This window comes from Larkinella humicola (assembly GCF_008727875.1).
GTDB lineage: Bacteria > Bacteroidota > Bacteroidia > Cytophagales > Spirosomataceae > Larkinella > Larkinella humicola.
Genome location: NZ_VTWS01000013.1, coordinates 88,123 through 106,036 on the forward strand (window position 1 = coordinate 88,123; position 17,914 = coordinate 106,036).

Sequence of the window (17,914 nt, forward strand, 5' to 3'; positions counted from 1 at the left end):
AGATTGCTGCTACTTCGATTTTAGAGGTTTAGGAAGTTTTTCAATGAGCGGCTCAATTGATTTAGCATATACAGTTTCTCTAGCCAATTCTTGCAGGGCTGGTCTCATTGCAATGCTCAATTTCCCCTCCGGCAGACTATTAAGCAGTTGAATTAGCTGAGATACAAGGTCTTTTCGGGCCGAACAGAATTCAACCAGTTTTTTCAAAATTGAATCGCCATAATTAGCCTTCTCATCCCTTCGAACGTCATTCGCTAGTGCCTCAAAGACGGCAGCGGCATCGGCTTGACTTAAACTGATTGACTTTTCCAAAGCCTTTTTACGCTTCAAATCACTCGGTGATTTAATACTTTGATAAAATTCCTGTGCCTCAGGAGACATTCTTTGCGAGGTTGCTCCAACAATTGAAAGCTTATCCTGCGAATAGTAGAAATAACTCGACAAGTCAAGGTCCCCTAGTTTTGGGTCAATCGCCAGCCAGTTTTGAAACCACTTATCTTGAGTTAGTGTCTCTAAGTCCGCGGGGATATCTTTGTTAGTTTCAAAGGCAGCCAGATCGGTTATATGCCCCTCATTTTCAGCTTGTGAGGTGTTAAAACGCTTAAATGTTTCAGGTTGAAAATATTCAAGCAGCATTAACTTGGCTAACAATTTACTTTCAAGGGTAATTCCTCGGCTATTAGCCATGTTGGTCCGCATCATCAATGTGTTTAAAAAACGCTTCGCTTGTCGAGGATTACCGTTTAGACCAGCGGTCAAAATTGTGGCAATACGATAGGAGACGTCTAATGACTCCGACAACTTTGAATCAATTGTTGTCTGGTTTAGTAATTGCTGAACTGTTGCAGCATTTAGACCTTTCGCTTTGAGATCACGGTCGTTGGTTATTACCTTCTTCCGCAACGTCTCAACCTCATTCGGTTTTAGGTATAGGCGGGCAAACAAGAGATTAATGTAATTGGTCAGCTCGATAGCATTCATTGAAGCAATTCTTACAGGAAACTGAATTAACTTCTCAAGGTAATCACGACCAACATCAAGCTTATCGCCCGTAATTTCGGGAAATCGCCGACGTACTGAATATTTAATTAGACGTTCATCCGCTCCAATAATAAAGACACTGTTATCGGCGAATAAAAAAAGCTTTATGGCCTCCAGCGTACCAATAACTGTGTCTGGATTACATCTATCCAAGTCATCTACTAATACGATAATTTTTTTGAGATTCGTTTTGCTTAGTAGCTCTGCAAAATCTTTCCCAAAATCTTGTATACTCGACCGGCTGGTCTCTTCCTTCTCATCACCACTCTTGAAAAACCCTTCGTAGTCTTCGTCTTTTAAACTCTTGAAGATTTCGGTTGCCGTAATACTTAATAAGCCTGCAGGTCCTAAGGCCGCTCCAATACCAAACTTGACAATTGAGCTGCCTACTTTCAAGAGGTCAATTTTCTTGAAAAGTCTAATAGCTACTTTTTTGGCTTTTTCGTCCAAAGTACAGTGGCGGCTAATCTCCTCTACGATACGCCCCATAAGGACGGTTTTAGCGTCTTCATAGCCTTCGAACAACCAACCGTTGAAGCGAATGGTCAAAATGCCTTCATCTTCTTTACCGCTGTAGCGTGATTCAATCATTTTCATCAGACTGGATTTGCCACTACCCCAATCTCCAAAAATGCCGATGCTACAGGGTAATAATTCATTGGTATCTATAATCTGGCAGATAGCATCTTCATAATGCTTAAAATTGATGTAGTCGGTATTGGTTTCGTTATCGCTCCACATAGTGTGCTTAATATATTGAAAAAGGTCGGAGTCAATTAGAAGCCAACTGGGCCCAGACAATTCACTAGTATGCTGAACGGAAGCTATGCCAGCGGCTATTCATTTTTACTAGCCAAGTATCCATCATAAAGAGATCGATAGGATATGACAGAATAATATATTTATCCCTCTTTATAAATTGCGAATAGTAATAACTTGTAATATTTATTCAGTTGACAATATATAATAGCAATAATCCAATGTACTATATTTGATAATAATTTATATATATTGTTACTAAGCGGCAGAGTTTGGAAATGTAAATTTTACTGAAAAATTTGATGAGTCATATATTATTATTCCAATTTTTAGTGAACTAGAAAGTGGATATTTGACATATTTATAGTACTTAGCAAAGAAAACGAACCACGTGCCGACTAACATAAATTATTTATTCTCTAATACGTTATTTTAATGAAAATTGCCAAGGTTCGGGTACAAAATTTTCGTCTGTTACAAGATGTTACGATTCAACTCCATGATCAAACAACATTAGTAGTCGGACGTAATAACTCAGGAAAGACTTCACTTACAGAGGTCTTCTGCAAGTTCTTAGAAAATAAGGGATCTCATTTTAAGTTTGAAGATATTTCCATTGGCAGTCATCCGAAATACCTTGAAGCCTATGATCTCTATCAAATTTATGTTTCATCAAAACAAAATCAGGAGGTAGAAGAGGAACAAATTCGAAAGGAGGCTGAATATAAAGCAGCTCTGCCTGGAATTAGGCTCGACCTACATATTGAGTATCAGGAAGAGGATGACTTAACGGCCTTATCAACCTTTATTATGGATTTAGACCCTGACCGGCGTGATGCGCTTATCAGATTCCAGTACGGTGTTAAAGAGCCGGAGAAACTTTTTACAACCTTTGATAAACAGAAAACTAATTTTAATCACTCTATTATTGGCTTTATCAAAAAATGTTACGGTGAATTTTACTCAACAAGAGCTTGGGCGGTTGATAGTCAAAACCAAGATTATACCATTGAAATTGAAAAGTTTTCCGACTTAAATGCGGTTTTTTTAAGCGGTTTTATTTACGCCCAACGCCAGCTAGATGACCAATATGCCGACAATTACAAAAAACTCTCCAAAGGATTCGAGAGCTTTTATAAGCTAAATAAAGAGATAAAGGAAGCGGATATCAAGCGAATCGAGGAATCACTACAAATGGTGTCGATTAACTTGGATGAGCAGTATGAATCACTTTTTAAGTCCTTGTTTTCGGATCTATCGAAGTTTGGGGTAGAACAAGGAATCAACTTGCAGAAGTTAGCCATTCGGTCAGTCTTTGAGGCTGATAAGATTTTGAAGGGGAATACGCATCTCTTTTATCAACACGGAGTTAGTACAGATCACTTGCTTCCAGAGTCGTATAACGGACTAGGCTATAGCAACTTAATTTATATAATACTGCAATTCATCAGTTTTTACGAAGAATATGATAAGCGTAAACCCAGGCCAGCTTTTCAAGTTTTGTTTGTAGAAGAACCTGAAGCCCACCTGCATCCTCAGATGCAATACATCTTTATCAAAAACATCAAAGAATTCATTCACGCGAAAACCAACTGGCATGTTCAGGTAATCATAACAACCCACTCTTCACACATTATAGCCGAGAGCGGTTTTGATAATATTCGCTATTTTGACAATACCGCTCATCAACTGGTCATCAAAAATCTATCAGAGTTCCGCATTCAAGAAGATAAGAAAGACCCAGATGGAATGCGCTTTCTGAAGCAGTACATGGCCTTAAATCGGTGTGACATGTTTTTCGCCGATAAAATTATTTTGATTGAAGGTACTGTAGAACGGTTACTTCTTCCACTGATGATTAATAAGGTGCAACCTAGTCTACTGACAAAATATGTTTCAATAATTGAAGTTGGAGGAGCCTACGCCCATTTATTTAAAGATCTGCTGTGCTTTCTAAATGTTAAAACCTTGATTATAACAGATCTCGATTCCATCTGCGCGGCCAACAGTAAAGCCTGCAAAGTTAGTTTAGGCCATAAAACATCAAATGCCGTTTTAAGATCGTGGCTTCCTCAAAAAGAATTGTTAGCTGATCTTCAAACATGTACTGAATCTGATAAAACGCAAGGGAAAATTCGAGTGGCTTATCAAGTAATAGAAGACACCGCGAGTGAATGCGCAAGGAGCTTTGAAGATGCCTTTCTAGTTAGAAATGCTCATGTGCTTTCTGGCTCTCCGGGTGGTCAGGTAATACCTAAACTTTTAGGGCAACGTACTGAAATGGATATTCGGCAACATGCATATGAAATCGCCCAGGAAATTGACAGTAAGACCGCCTTTGCTTTTGACGTAATGATGCTTACGAATTGGGAGGTTCCCACCTATATAAAGGAAGGATTGACATGGTTGGCCAACGAATGAACGTTATTCCGCCTAGTTTGGCTCAAATTATCGATTGTATTGAGCAACAGAAGAGTTTTCTTTTGGAGGCCGGAGCAGGATCTGGAAAAACCTGGACCCTGGTAGAAACGCTTAAATATATCATTCAAGAGCATAGTAGTGACATGGAACGAACCGGCCAACAAGTGGTATGTATTACCTACACGAATGTGGCCAAGCATGAAATCACTAGTCGCATTGACAATCATCCCCTCGTGGTCGTTTTAACGATTCATGAATTCCTTTGGCTAGTCTGCAGAAATTACCAATCGGAACTAAAACGACTTATTGTCGAAGATAACGCCAAAGGGAAAAAAAAGATAGAGGGGTTAGCCGATAAGCTCAGCAAAAAAAACATCGAATATAGTCAATACGGACGTCGATTGGAGGAAGGCGAAATTAGTCATGATCAGGTCTTGTCACTGGCTAGTTCGCTTTTCATTCGATTTCCTAAAATCGCCCGGATTGTTGCCAATAAGTTCCCATATTTATTTGTTGATGAATATCAAGATACTGAACCACAGACTGTTTCTCTTCTTTTAAAAAATCTACTGGCTGGTAATGAGGCTCGATTTGTAATTGGCTTTTTTGGCGATTCCATGCAGAAAATTTATAACAAAGGCGTGGGAGAAATTCAGGATGAAGCATTATTAACAATTACTAAAACCGATAATTATCGTTGTTCACAGGCAGTGATAAAGTTGCTTGGTAAAATTCGCCCAACCTTAGTTCAACATCCTGCTGGAAGTAATCTTCCTGGGGAAGTCACTTTTATTTATTGTCAACCAGATGCCTTAGCGCTAGCAACTAACTACTTAGCTACTCAGAACTGGTTGGAAAGCCAAAAAGGTTGGAGATTTAAGGATACGAAAATTTTAATGCTTACGCACAAAGGCATTGCCGCCCACCAAGGGTACAATAATTTATTGGATGTTTATGATCAGTATTCGTCGTTTCGAGATCGTTTGTTCGAAAAAGAAGAGAGGTACATTAAATTTCTTTGTAACACAGTTGAGGCTCTAGTTGAACATTATGCAAATAAACGATACGCTGAATTCATTCAATTATTGAGCATTCGCGGATGGCCCCTTTCCCGTCACGCTGATAAAATTCGTCTAAAAGATAAGATGGATGAGTTAAATCGGTTACGCACAGAATGCACAATTGGCGAAGTCTTACAGTACATATTCGATAGCAAGCTCTTAGGTAAACCAGGAACAATGAGTGAGTTTGAGGAGGAAATTAAGGGAGAGACGACTGATGAACTAATTGAGCGACGAAAAACCTTTTTTCATAATTTGATGGCTATACCTTACGAAGAGGTGATAGTGTTTAATAAATTTGTAGAAGACCTTACGCCTTTTGCCACAAAACACGGAGTGAAAGGCGCTGAATTCACCAACGTCTTGGTGATTATTGATGATGGGGCTTGGAATATGTATAAATTTTCCGATGTTTTTGCGGGAAAGGATAAAGGTAGTGCGCGCTACGAGCGAACGTTAAATTTACTTTATGTATGCTGTTCAAGAGCTAAAGATCGCCTGGCATTGCTTAATCTAGCTCCTCTGGATTCGTCAGCACTCGCTAACTTAAATGACTGGTTTGGGATAGCCAATGTCTTATCTATTAGCGATCTTCCCACTCGAGATTAAACAAATACTATGCTACTTGGAGTTGACTTCAAAACAGTCCCTTTGCTTACTACATAGTTTAAGCATCAAATATAAAGCCAAACCAGTAATATGCTTTTTGCTCGATGAACATCGTTCGTTCTGTAGTACTCCCCAAAATTAGGACCACTAGCTAAGTTGAAAAACAAAATGTAAACTAGTGGTGAAATGAGCACGAAACGCAAAAAGTACGCGCCCAATTTCAAGGCCAAGGTGGCCCTGGAAGCCCTCAAGGAAAAGCAAACCCTGGCTGAGTTATCCAAGCGGTTTGAAGTCCATCCGACGATGATCGGTAAGTGGAAACAAGAGTTCCTGGAACGGGCCTCATCTGTATTCGCCAAAGCCGTTGAAGAACAAGAGTTAATTGATCCCGAGCCGTTGTATGCCAAAATCGGTCGATTGGAGCTGGAAAACGACTATCTAAAAAAAAGTTTGAGGAAGTTGGGGTAGCCCGTTTGCGTACGTTGATCGATCGCCAGAGCCAAGTGAGTATTCGGACTCAGTGTCTACTGTTAGGCATTCATCGCAGCGGAACCTATTACCGCCCGGTGGGGGAATCTGAAGAGAATCTACGGCTAATGCGCTTACTGGATGAACGCTATTTAAACTTTCCAACCGAAGGTATTTTGCAACTCCAGGATTATTTACTGGCAGCAGGATATGTAGTTAACCATAAGCGGATTAGGCGGTTAGCGAGGAAAATTGGGTTGATGGCAATTTATCCCAAACGGCTGTTGAGCCAGTTGGGAAAAGCTGAATACATTCGCCCTTACCTACTTCGGAATCTGGTCATTGATCGTTGTAACCAAGTCTGGCAAATTGATATTACGTACGTGCCGATGATCCGTGGCTTTATGTATTTGGTAGCGGTCCTGGATGCCTTCAGCCGATTTGTAACGGGTTGGAGCGTGTCCAACAGCATGACAACGGAGTGGGTTATCGACATGGTTCAACAGGCCATTCATCAGTTTGGCAAACCCGAAATCGTTAATTCAGATCAAGGAAGCCAATTTACGTGCAAAAAATGGGTGGATTATCTGGCAAGCCAAGAGATCAAAGTTAGTATGGACGGCAAGGGCCGAGCGATTGACAACGTGTACATCGAGCGGCTGTGGCGCACCGTCAAGTATGATCACATTTACCTCTACCCAGCCAAAGACGGATGGGAATTAGAAGAAGGGCTCACTGGATTTTTTGAGCGGTACAATTATCAGAAGTATCATCAAGGCATCGGTCGACGGATTCCGGCAGCCCTTTACCAATGCTTTTGATTACCATTACAAGGAGTACAGAATTTCAATTAACAAAACCCGATTTCTGGTCCTAAAAATGGGTAGTACCTCAGTACCTCATTCAACAGCAAACCATATTTTTCAAGTAAGCCTTGACAAATCGCAATGATTTATGTAAAATAAGCTGAATCGAAATAAGGAAGTTAGTTATTTGCGACCAATTTTTGGATGTTTCGTATCTCCCCCAATAAAGTACTCAAGCTTGGCTCTCCATCAGGAAAATCGAAGCTCATATAGAGCTTAAATTTCCATATTTCTAAAATACTAGCTGAATTTAGTGCGAATGGGGTAAAGGCAGGATTTAAGGAGTAAAGGATAAGCTGATCGTTCGTTGTCAATTCATTCTTAATTTTTTTTACAACGATTCCATCAGGACTCACTACAATACAGCCCGTCCCGTCTTTAATTGAATAGAAATCGTCAACGTATTCGCCTAGCACAAAAGCCCCTGACGGTATGGGTAGCATCGATTCCCCAGTAGTAGGAAATAATCGGTATTTCCGATTTCGAGAAATTTGAGGCAGAGGTAGACGAAACGTACTCAATGAACCAATGAATTCTTCATCTTGGTAACCACCATTGCAGTAGCCCATCGCTGCTTTTAGTGGCACCAACTCTATATTTTCTATACTATCAGGCCCAATTGTGGTGACGACCTCTCGAACTTGAAGCTGTTGACCACTCAGGTTGGGATCGGGAGTGTTAAGAAATTTGTCAAGTTGCTTTGGAGTCATGTTATAAATAGGTCGAAATAATAAAGCTTCTACAGATACTCTATAAAGTTTTGCTAAAGCCATAGCTACATCAACGGTTGGCGAATAGTCGCCTTTTTCGTAACCAGTTAAGGTTGTACGGCCGATGCCGACATTCTGGGCTACATCTCCCTGCGTCAACTTGAAATAAGTGCGCAGAAAGGACAGATTTTCAGCTAGATACATGCGTTCATTAGTTTAAACAAATTTACTCATTCTGTACCTTTATAACTAATATTTGTCGAAATAATTTACATAATTTTTGTCGAATTTTCGACAATTGTCTACAAAGAGATAATTGTTAATCTTTCCTATCATATCTAAGGATAAAAGCGTTTCCTGAGATTACCTCAGGTAAGTTTGAAATATACTCGCAATTCAATTCTGAAATCGGAAACCTACTTCAACTTGAATCTTTGCAATCGAATTTCGTTCGATAAATTCTGGTCATTTTGGCGGCATGTTTTCCTACCTTGCAGTTATGCCCACATTATCCCTATATCCTGAGTTTTTACAACGCATTAAAGAGCAAATTCAGCAAGCTCAAGTCAAAGTTGCCACTTCGGCTAACCAGCAACTGTTACTTTCCTATTGGCAAGTAGGCGGATTAATTCTCCTTTATCAACAGCAGGAAGGATGGGGAACGAAAGTGATTGATCGCCTTTCAGCAGACATTCGTCATTCGTATCCTGGTATGGAAGGGTTTTCCACCCGTAACCTGGGCTACATGAAAAAGTTTGTGATGGCCAACCTGCCTTTAATTTTGCAACAGGGTGTTGCAGAATTGCCATCAGCAGATCATCCACCCGTTGATGTAGACTTTATTCTGGAGAAAACCGCTGATTTTGAGGCTCTTTTCCTAGCGTCTCCCCTATCCAAAATCACCTGGTCGCACCATATCATTTTGCTGGACAAGGTTAAAGATCCCGCGCAACGCCTGTGGTACATTGAGCAATCATTACAGGGAAGTTGGGGGCGAAATGTGCTGCGCCATCAAATAGACCTGGGTTTATATCAGCGCCAGGTGAAGACACCTAAAATTACCAATTTTAAGTATACGTTACCGCAACCCCAATCCGATCTGGCAACCCAATTGCTTAAAGATCCCTATGTCTTCGATTTTGTGATGGCCACCGCTAAAACTAAGGAGCGGAATATTGAAGACCAATTGGTGCAACATGTAACCCGATTCCTGTTGGAGTTGGGACAGGGTTTTGCCTTTGTGGGTCGACAATATCCTCTCAAAGTGGGCGATGGGGAGTATTATATCGATTTATTATTCTACCACATTCGGCTCCGGTGTTATGTAGTGGTCGAGTTGAAAGCCCGTGATTTTGAGCCGGGTGATGCCGGACAAATCAACTTCTACGTCAATGTCATTAATGATTATCTGCGCACGCCCGACGATAACCCCACCATTGGCCTATTGCTTTGTAAAGGGAAAAATGAAGCCCTGGCCGAATACGCTTTGGGAGGCATGAAAAATCCGTTGGGAGTTGCTGATTATGAATTGACGAAAGCCGTTCCTGAAACCCTAAAATCCCAATTACCATCGATTGAATCATTGGAGCAGGAATTGCGAGATGATGGCAATAATTCAGAGAAGATGGATATCGGAGAAGAATGATAAAAGAACTTCCGATCAAATCCTTTTATCCCCTTTCCAATCACTTAATTATTCATCGTCACTCGGTCGCTTCAAATTCAGCTTGTCACCCCGATAATAAAGCCGAGGGTGATACTCGACTGATCCGGTCAATTGCTGAATGTTCCATATTTGATCATATGGCAACAGGATCTTGCTGGTCTGGCTAAGATCGTGCCGGTTCAGGTGAACATCGCAAACCAATCCTTCATCCGTTAGAATGACATTTGAGGCTGACTCCTGGCTGATCCAAATCTGAGCAATGTACCACCGCTCACCGAATCGATCAGGCGTCTGGTGGTCATAGTAGTTGGCAGAAACCATGTACTGATTTTCCGGATCCTCCAGGTTAGTAATGATCCGATTTAAAACGGTAAATAATTCCAAATCAACGGCTTTAATCTCCATCATCTAGACTTTTCCAAAAATCGGCAGCGCGGGTCGCTCCTACCAAAGCCCCACGTTTTTCATCGCCGTATTTTTCCAGCGCATATTCAATAATCCCGGCCTTTGTTTCAACATTCATTTTCGTCATCCAACACTCCCAGAGCATGTTAAATGAATCCTGTCCGGATAAATCGCTGATGTAGGTATCCCAGATATAATCGAAATCTTTATACTGGACACGCAAAACGTGAATATCGGTGTTCGTGTAATTCCAAAAGAGCGCGTTGACACACTCGATCGCGAGTAATTCAGTGGTCAGGATCATAATCTAAAATACGACTTTAAGGGCAAGGGTGCAACAAGCGCTTGGCGGCTTTTTCCGGTTCGGATTCGCCCAGACCATAGAAATGCACGGTACCTTTTTCGTCCAGTCGAACGCCATCCCACCGACCTAAGCTATCTTTATAAATCACGGAAAAGCCGGCCAACGTGCCCAATTCCCGTTTGATGTCACCAAGGACATTTTCCATATCATTAGTCACCGATTTGTTGCCCAGGTCTAAATCGACAATGGCAATAATAGCGGCATCCTCGTCAACCGTATATTCGTAATCGGCCCGAAAATTCTGTCTCATGTGGTGCAAGTTCGCCATAATCCTATAATGCCGCAACTGTGTGACTCTGAGTTTCTTTCTAGCCGAAGATATAATCGAACTACAAATCGTTTGCGGACTTTGATCAAAACCCTATTCCTATTTCCGTCAATTTTGAATCTGTTTTCGATACCGCTTGACACTGGATATACTAATCCCGGTGAGGTTCACGGTCTCCGAAACGGAAAGACCTTTTTCTAAAGCTTTCTTCACTTTCTTGAATTTTTCGGGATCAATGCCACTGGGTCGACCAATATGTTTGCCCTTCGCTTTGGCCAGCAGCTGACCCGCGCGCGTCTTTTCCAGAATACTCTCCCGGTCATATTCCGCTAAGGCAGCAAAGATTTGCAAGACCATCTTACCGGCTGGCGTGGAACTGTCCACGCCTAAATCCAATGCCCTAAACTGAATGCCTTGCTGAGCAAACTGGCTGATCAGGGAAATGAGGTGATCCCTGCTCCTACCCAACCGAAAAAAACGCGCCACCACAACGGTATCCCCTTCACGTAATTTGGAAATCAATTCATCCAGTGCAGGTCGGCTGACGTGAACTCCGGAAACTTTGTCCTGAAAGATTTCATCGCAACCGAACTTCTGTAAGGTATCAATCTGGGTATCCAGGTTCTGATCGACGGTGGATACGCGGGCGTAACCAAATACTTTATTCATCGCGTAATAGGTTTGTTGGATTGATCGGAACGGGCATTTGTCTGACTACTGCCACTGATTTCCCAAGCTCACAGGCATTCATGTCTGTCAATTCGTTGATAAACAGAATTCATTGAGTCAAAAAATTACTCAGGCCCATTTTGAAGAATGGACGGGTCAAAATCATACCCGGCTTCACGTTCGTACTCAATCAAATAACGAAGTAAAGGCTCCGGATCGGTGAGGGTAAGGACATAATCACCCCAATTTGTTGCATTGCCAAACCGCTTATCAAAATCGTCAATTGGAGGTAACGAAAACTGATCTAACAGATCTTGGCTTATGCCGTGGTTTTCAAAAAATTTGACGAGTTGATGGAGCTGAAACGCTTTAGCCGGTGGCCGACCCGCAACCCGCACAAAGGGATTGCGCAGACAGGTGCCGGTGTATTCCTCATCCTGCCAATCAAAGATGTTCCAGTGATTGAGCAGGTACACTTGGCGGTAATGGGAAAGGTTGAGATAGAATTGACCAAATGCCCGATTTTTCGAGTACCAGTGGTTTCGGAAATGTTGGCGCAGTTCTTTCAGGTCTTCTTCATTTTCTCCTAAAATGGAAGGTGTAATAGCCCGCAGATGGGCAAATCCATCCTCCAGCGGCATTTTCTCTAGATTTCGATAGGATTCAATAAAAAGAATAATGTCTTCGACCGGGATTGGGGTAATTGGAAGCTTCATAATCAAAAATGACAAGGTTAAATCAGATTCACACGGGCTCAACAAGTTAGTTTCAAAAAAACAAAAGCAAAAAATTACCTGGACATACTTTTTGACCCAGAATTTTTTGAAAGGAGAAGATGACGAGTCGGATTGAAGGGATGGTTCAGAAAGTTATGGCTAATTAGCTACAGCCAACACATCAAACGTGCCGGAAACCTGCGGGTTTTTATTGGTGATACCGGTACCGTATCCACCCAGTGTTGCATCAAAGTTACCTCGGATCCGGTAAAGCGAATAGGTACCTTCCTGACGGATAATGGTAGAAGACTCGACCGTTAAACTACCTTGTTCAGTAATGTAAATCTGAGGTCCAGGAAGGTTCAATACCAGATCAGCAATTTCACCGCGCGGATTTGGGTCCATCAGGCCCATAGGGTACGTGCCGGAATTAACGGTCTTAATGATTCGCAGGTCGGCATTCGACCTGAATTCTGCTGGCACCTGAGAACTCTCAGAAAAAATACGGGGTTGGTTAAAGGTTGCATTAATTAATACTCCATCACCAAAGTAGGCGCTGGCCAGCACACCGGAGATTTTTCCGCCAACCTGGACCCTCTCCTGCCCTTCTGCTGCAAGTGTAAGACCGCCTGAGATAGAAATCCTTCCGGAGCCCTTGTAATTAGATAGTGAAGAGGGTATGACCAGGTAGCTGGGCAACTCGGGGTCAGGGTCTTTGTTACACCCCGACATGGCTAAAATAACCAGACAGATCAACCAAATACTGACCTTTTTCATACACTTGGGTTAAAGACTAAAATTTTAATTTGCAATTTTTAAATGTGATACAACTACATAAACTAAAAAGCGAGGATTTGCATTTTATTTCTTAGGAGCATGAAGGATCATCTCATTCCGCTGCTCGGTAATCTCACCGTACCGCTTTTTGGCCTCACTGCTCATATTGGCTCCCAGAGCTATAGTTTGCTGATAGAGTTCGGACATCCGCAGGTGCAGCTCATCGATAATCCTGATTCGTTCTGAATCGGTTAGCTTTAGGGTTTCCGACGTGTAGTATTCGGTGGGCATCTGAAAGTTGTCGACAACATAACCAACGAGCGTAGAAACTGCCTTTCCGGAAGACACGCCGGCGAGGATATTTCCCAATCCTGGAGCAACAATATTGGCAACCATCGTCACCAGCTTACTGGCATTGCTGTTGCCTTTTACCATTGTTTGTCGATATTGTTCATCCTTCAATGCGCCCAATTTTCCCTCCAGTTCCTGACGCTTTGCAGGGTCCATCTTATCCCAGTCCTCGGGAGCCAGTACTCCGTAACTAGCCATAAGATCCGTCATAGCCTGTGACAAGTCATTTGCGGGGTTCGATCCGTTATTCGAAGCAAAAGAGATATTAAAAACGGGCAATGGTGGCAACTGGATCATATTGCCTGAAGTAGTGAGTGTTTTAAGTTGCTTTTTAATCGCATCGGCTTTGCCTAGGGCTCCATTATACTGCTCCATGTATTTAAACGAAAATCCATTTCCGCTTGTGGCACTAAATCCAGAATTTCCTTTTTCCAGATTGCTTGCCATCGTGACGTATTTAGACCTTAGTCCCCACAACTCACTGTGCATTTTTAGTATCTCATCTACCTTGTAATAACTGGTTACACCTTTGGAAACCAAGATCCGGGAGTTTATTTCAGCGATGGTCATTTTCTGAATACGCTCCTGAATGATGCGAATGATTTCCAGTTTGGCAGCCGCTTCCGTGTTGGCATCACCGGAAATATTGATTTGGGCGTGCGCTGTTACCAGGACCATCGCCAGGCTAACCGCGATAAGAATGAATAACTTTCTCATGGGAATGGGAATTAAGGTTTGACTTGAAACGTAAGGCGGACGGTATCCGGTTGGGTATAGCCACGCTCCTGCCTGGCTACCAAAACGACCTGACAGGTTCCCGCTGCGGCTGGTGTAAACATCCAACGGGATTGTCCCAGGGGCAGCGCAACAGCGACTTTCTGAGGAACCGGAATCGTATCGAGCCGGAGACGGCCTAAGCCGGTTTGCTGGAAGAAGACAAGTTGATAACCGGTAGTCGAATAATAGGAGTCAGTTTGCAGGTTCAGGTTTACCCAAACCGATTGTTCGACTCTGGGCGTATTACTTTCAGCAGTCACATTGAGCTTGATTCGGTAAGGAGCTGCAATATCAAGACTTTCCGTTTGACAGCCTGAGAGGGCCAATAAGGCGAGTAGAAACAGCTTTTTCATTCGTCGTCTTTGGATGGTAAAATGATTTTGATACCCACGCCGGCGTTAAACCGGGTATTGGCTACTGAAGACCGGAACAGGTAATGCTCTTTCGCCCGGGCGATCAGGATCAGATTGCCGGTCAGCAGGTATTCAGCCTCGATTGCCGCAGTCGGACCAACGACCCATTTGGAGCGGTTTCCAATCTGGGCACCTTCTACCGATCGGCGATCACTATTCACCGATTCATAGCCACCTGCTGCACCGATCCCCGCGTTGATGATCAGCGACTGACTCACGCGCCCCAAAATGCGCGTGTAAATCTCGGCGGTACCGAGCCACTGCTGCAAGGGAATGCGGGTAGCATCATAGGCATAATTTTTCTGGTTCAGTTGCATTCCGGCTTTCCAGTAGAGATAGCGCGAATGGTATTTGCTGAAGGCGACACCAGCGAAATAGCCAAAGTTATCCTGCCTGGGAAGCCGAAACCCATCCAGCGCCCCGCCAGACACTTCGACCGCGGTCTGTCCTGCCTGGTGAAGCTGGGCCTTCGCACCCACGCTAAGGCAGACTATCAAGAGAGCGAAAACTAAATGATTGATCATAGCAGTGGGCGAGCTGAAGCTAATTCTTCGGTTCCGATCGGGAGCGTCAACATACGTCCTCCCTCCTTTTCATTGACCTGGACTATTAGCCGACGGTCTTTCTCCAGCGTCATCCTTCCGATGGCCACCACCTTGGTAATTTCCTTACGGTGCGGAACCGTGTTTTCGCTGGCATTGAAGATTTTAATCGCATCGACAGGCACATCTTGAGCAGCCGAGCTTTCACCGGTTTTCTTGGACTGAGAAACGAATACGTGAAGAAAATCCAGATCATAATCCAGCTTTGAATCATTGTCAAGCCCCAATACCAGGAACATCACATCGTCTTTATAGAGGATATTCTTCAGGTGCAGGTTCATCCCCTGCTGCTCCGTACCGATGTGTTTAATCCGGCGCTTGGCAGTCATGGCCCGCTCTCCCAACCCATTGAGTTGATCCGCCAGACGTGCCGGTGAACCGGTGCTTACCTGGGCCGTTTTCGGGACAACCGCGCCCATGCCTACTTTGGTCAGGTCATAGGTCAAGACCAGCGGATTTTCATCGTAGCTGACCAGGAAACTGAATAAGCGCCCATCGGAGGTGATCACCGTCAGGCTGCTTTCCAGAAAAGTGCGACCGGTGGCTTTAATCCGGAATACGTTGCCAGCAGTGGCCACCGCTTCACCGACCATCTCCTTGCTGCCCAGATCAGCGTATTTGATCTCGAATGGAAAGATCAGGTGAGTTGTCTTGTTGGAACTGACCTTAATAGCGTAGGAGGTCTGAAAGGTGTTCTTGTCCAGATTTTGGGAGTAGGCAATCTGCGCGCGGGTGGCTCCTGCAGAAAGCACCAGTAAGCTTAAAAGGAGTAGTTTTCGCATGGTGTTAGATGGATTTTAGATACAGGTGATAGCCTCCTTTGAGGTGAATAGTTGATTGACGAACGGCCGAAGATGCTCCGAACCGGGCCGTACTCAGGACTGTATTGATCAGCGCACTTCCGGTAGGAACCTGAACGCCCTGAACAGCAGAGGACTTCAACTGCCCTCCCAATTGTTCCGACAGGCCGGGCGCATTGACCCCCGTACCGCCATCCAGATCAACCGCTTCCAGATCCAGCGGAATCAACTGGCTATTGAGTTGCAGGCTGCGAACAACCAGGAAGATGCGATCCCCTTCCGGTTTGCAAATGGCGTGGACAATCGTATTTGCCGGCACATTGATACCGTCGACAACAATGGCTATGGTCAGCCGCAGCTTTACCGGCTGGCCAGGTCGCACGCTCTGATCGTCGTGAATGACCGCCGGAATCATCGTGGCCACCGCGCGCTTGGTGTAGCCCGAACTTTGCAGTGTCGTTTTTTGAGCCTCCCGACGTCCTGCGCCAACTTCGGCCGTATTGAAGGGATTTTCCACCACCGGTGAGTAGTCGGCTAAACGGGTCGCTTTGTTATTATCTGCCAGCTCGATCATACTCGGGACCGATTGCTGGTCACTGGCGGTAGGTGCTGCACCAAATGTCGGCTGACTCGTCGGCTGCCCTGCGGATCGCTTCGTTTGATAAGTACTTAATTGGCTCTCCAGTTGCTGATCAGTTTGATTGGTACCCACATAATAAGGTTGAGCCGGATGGTACTGGAATCCTTGCTGACGGGCCGATTTTCGACCGTTCCGAGCCTTCGGCGTTCGGCTGGCATACTGTGGCTCTACCGATGGCACGGTGGACTCAGCATGCAAATTTGATAGGCCATTTGCCGCCTGAGTCGTATTGATCTTTTCACTGGGAATCTCGTCTGTCGGTATTTCCCTCAGGCTGTTGGTAACCGTAACCTTCTGCGTATTGGAAAACTCCGAAAGCGTTTGACCCTCAGCACTTCCAATCACAGAATGGCCAATCGAAGGCCGCTTCAGTTCTGAATTCTCAGCGGTGGGAATTTTGGCATTAAAACCAACCGATTGGGCGGTTTGTCCTTGCCGCTCTTTCGGAATCCCCTTGCCTCCACCGCCCACATAAAACAGGGCGGCCAGAAAAGGGAATACGATCAGCGGAAACACCAGATACGCTTTCCGGTTGTGATAAAATGCCTCATCCGAATTGGGCATGAGCGTGGCGGTCGTGTTCATCGTTTCTGGGGTTGTTTGCTGAGGTATTCTTTCGCCAGGCTGTCCAGTCGACTGATATGGCGATCCTGCCTCAGGTTTGAACTGGGGTTCTTTACCTGATTAAATAGGTGCTGCATGGGCTCAATCATTTCCTGCGGATTAAGCTTTGGCGCCGGCTGCTGTAACTTCGGCCAGGCGGTGGCCAGTTTATAGACACTGGAGCCCAGCAGCAGCAGAAAAATGGAGCCCGTTAAGGCTAACCGGGCCTGGTTGGATAGGCCACTGATCCAGGCGCTGACGGCCAAAATGCTTTTCCCAATCAGCCTCATCGCCGTAGCCGTTCTTCGATGTCCGAATTGTCTACGATTTCGAGCTGCTCAATGAGAAAACCGTGCGGGTTGACCTCGGATCGGCTGACATTACGCAGGTAGCCGTCCGTGATCAGCCGGCGTGTGGTGACCTTGGTGAGCCGAATAATCTGCTGACGGGCAAACGAACGGAACCGGTAGGGATACTGATTCAGATCAAGCCGGATGCTGTCCACCTGAATCTCCTGCGAGGCCGCAGCCTGAATCAGGTTGCTGTAATACCCCTTTTCTTTCGTATCCAGGTACAGCCGCTCAATGCTTTCATCACCATAGGGCAGAGCTTCCCGGATATGCTCCTCGATGCTGTTACCATCCGGATCCAGGGTAAAGAACAGTTCGTGGAAACGCCGGATATGATCCCGAGCCTCAACGGGCCGGTTCTCCCGCACATCTTTCCGGAGAGCCGCGATCAGCGTTTTGCCCTGCTCAACGACGTACACCCGATTATCGGAATCGGAATCGACTTTGTAAGCAAATATCAGGCTGCCGATGGTCATCAGAACGCAGGCGGTGATGATGATGATCGACAGAATCCGGATGTTCCGATAGGAGGTCTCCAGATTGCGAAGAGACTTGAAAAAGGTTTGATCCTGAGCCAT

General features: G+C 44.5%; 20 protein-coding genes. 5 read left to right on the forward strand and 15 right to left on the reverse strand.

All coding sequences use genetic code 11. From position 1 onward, the window contains the following. Window positions 1-9: 9 nt before the first annotated feature. Window positions 10-1,782, reverse strand: coding sequence for a KAP family P-loop NTPase fold protein (locus F0P93_RS30460; RefSeq protein WP_150881568.1), 1,773 nt, complete (start codon window positions 1,780-1,782; stop codon window positions 10-12). 453 nt (window positions 1,783-2,235) lie between these two features. On the opposite strand from F0P93_RS30460, the gene F0P93_RS30465 reads away from it, so the two are divergent. The 4 genes from F0P93_RS30465 to F0P93_RS30480 all read left to right on the forward strand — a co-directional run bounded on the left by F0P93_RS30465 (window position 2,236) and on the right by F0P93_RS30480 (window position 7,180). Next, the gene (locus tag F0P93_RS30465; RefSeq protein WP_150881569.1) at window positions 2,236-4,221 is read left to right on the forward strand and encodes an ATP-dependent nuclease; all 1,986 of its coding nucleotides are present in this window, start codon (window positions 2,236-2,238) and stop codon (window positions 4,219-4,221) included. Next, a complete protein-coding gene (locus tag F0P93_RS30470; RefSeq protein WP_191908965.1) occupies window positions 4,218-5,891 on the forward strand; it encodes a UvrD-helicase domain-containing protein in 1,674 nt (557 codons plus the stop codon). Before F0P93_RS30465 ends, F0P93_RS30470 begins: the two co-directional genes overlap by 4 nt. A gap of 186 nt (window positions 5,892-6,077) precedes the next feature. After that, window positions 6,078-6,359, forward strand: a complete 282-nt coding sequence (locus F0P93_RS30475; RefSeq protein WP_150881571.1) for a transposase — start codon at window positions 6,078-6,080, stop codon at window positions 6,357-6,359. A gap of 35 nt (window positions 6,360-6,394) precedes the next feature. Further along, window positions 6,395-7,180: an IS3 family transposase gene (locus F0P93_RS30480; RefSeq protein ID WP_229315787.1), complete on the forward strand. Its 786-nt coding sequence runs from the start codon at window positions 6,395-6,397 to the stop codon at window positions 7,178-7,180. A 164-nt stretch (window positions 7,181-7,344) separates the two neighbouring features. On the opposite strand, the gene F0P93_RS30485 is transcribed toward F0P93_RS30480, so the two are convergent. Then, complete coding sequence (locus F0P93_RS30485; RefSeq protein ID WP_150881573.1) at window positions 7,345-8,139, reverse strand: helix-turn-helix domain-containing protein; 795 nt, start codon at window positions 8,137-8,139, stop codon at window positions 7,345-7,347. A 295-nt stretch (window positions 8,140-8,434) separates the two neighbouring features. Here F0P93_RS30485 and F0P93_RS30490 point away from each other — a divergent pair, with 295 nt between their 5' ends. After that, the gene (locus tag F0P93_RS30490; protein ID WP_150881574.1) at window positions 8,435-9,580 is read left to right on the forward strand and encodes a PDDEXK nuclease domain-containing protein; all 1,146 of its coding nucleotides are present in this window, start codon (window positions 8,435-8,437) and stop codon (window positions 9,578-9,580) included. Between the two features lie 48 nt (window positions 9,581-9,628). Here F0P93_RS30490 and F0P93_RS30495 read toward each other — a convergent pair whose 3' ends face one another. The 13 genes from F0P93_RS30495 to traK form a co-directional block, all read right to left on the reverse strand. Then, on the reverse strand, window positions 9,629-10,009 hold the full coding sequence (locus F0P93_RS30495; protein ID WP_150881575.1) for a hypothetical protein: 381 nt from the start codon (window positions 10,007-10,009) through the stop codon (window positions 9,629-9,631). Next, complete coding sequence (locus tag F0P93_RS30500) at window positions 9,996-10,310, reverse strand: hypothetical protein (RefSeq protein WP_150881576.1); 315 nt, start codon at window positions 10,308-10,310, stop codon at window positions 9,996-9,998. The genes F0P93_RS30495 and F0P93_RS30500 overlap by 14 nt, the downstream gene beginning before the upstream one ends. 16 nt (window positions 10,311-10,326) lie before the next feature. Continuing rightward, window positions 10,327-10,620: a hypothetical protein gene (locus F0P93_RS30505; protein WP_225309722.1), complete on the reverse strand. Its 294-nt coding sequence runs from the start codon at window positions 10,618-10,620 to the stop codon at window positions 10,327-10,329. Window positions 10,621-10,746: 126 nt separating this feature from the next. Then, window positions 10,747-11,307: a recombinase family protein gene (locus F0P93_RS30510; protein ID WP_150881578.1), complete on the reverse strand. Its 561-nt coding sequence runs from the start codon at window positions 11,305-11,307 to the stop codon at window positions 10,747-10,749. A 125-nt stretch (window positions 11,308-11,432) separates the two neighbouring features. Further along, entirely contained in the window at window positions 11,433-12,023 is a 591-nt protein-coding gene (locus tag F0P93_RS30515) for a hypothetical protein (RefSeq protein ID WP_225309723.1), read from the reverse strand. A gap of 159 nt (window positions 12,024-12,182) precedes the next feature. Further along, a complete protein-coding gene (locus F0P93_RS30520) occupies window positions 12,183-12,800 on the reverse strand; it encodes a hypothetical protein (protein WP_150881579.1) in 618 nt (205 codons plus the stop codon). A gap of 84 nt (window positions 12,801-12,884) precedes the next feature. Next, window positions 12,885-13,868: a hypothetical protein gene (locus F0P93_RS30525; protein ID WP_150881580.1), complete on the reverse strand. Its 984-nt coding sequence runs from the start codon at window positions 13,866-13,868 to the stop codon at window positions 12,885-12,887. Between the two features lie 11 nt (window positions 13,869-13,879). Then, a complete protein-coding gene (locus F0P93_RS30530) occupies window positions 13,880-14,281 on the reverse strand; it encodes a TraQ conjugal transfer family protein (RefSeq protein WP_150881581.1) in 402 nt (133 codons plus the stop codon). Beyond that, window positions 14,278-14,838 (reverse strand): conjugal transfer protein TraO, encoded by a 561-nt coding sequence (locus F0P93_RS30535; protein ID WP_191908967.1) that lies wholly within the window; start codon window positions 14,836-14,838, stop codon window positions 14,278-14,280. Before F0P93_RS30535 ends, F0P93_RS30530 begins: the two co-directional genes overlap by 4 nt. A 23-nt stretch (window positions 14,839-14,861) precedes the next feature. After that, on the reverse strand, window positions 14,862-15,725 hold the full coding sequence (gene traN, locus F0P93_RS30540) for a conjugative transposon protein TraN (RefSeq protein WP_150881583.1): 864 nt from the start codon (window positions 15,723-15,725) through the stop codon (window positions 14,862-14,864). Window positions 15,726-15,729: 4 nt separating this feature from the next. Next, window positions 15,730-16,968, reverse strand: a complete 1,239-nt coding sequence (gene traM, locus F0P93_RS30545) for a conjugative transposon protein TraM (protein WP_150881584.1) — start codon at window positions 16,966-16,968, stop codon at window positions 15,730-15,732. After that, the gene (locus F0P93_RS30550) at window positions 16,965-17,276 is read right to left on the reverse strand and encodes a hypothetical protein (RefSeq protein WP_150881585.1); all 312 of its coding nucleotides are present in this window, start codon (window positions 17,274-17,276) and stop codon (window positions 16,965-16,967) included. Before F0P93_RS30550 ends, traM begins: the two co-directional genes overlap by 4 nt. Further along, window positions 17,273-17,914: a conjugative transposon protein TraK gene (gene traK, locus F0P93_RS30555; protein WP_150881586.1), complete on the reverse strand. Its 642-nt coding sequence runs from the start codon at window positions 17,912-17,914 to the stop codon at window positions 17,273-17,275. The genes F0P93_RS30550 and traK overlap by 4 nt, the downstream gene beginning before the upstream one ends.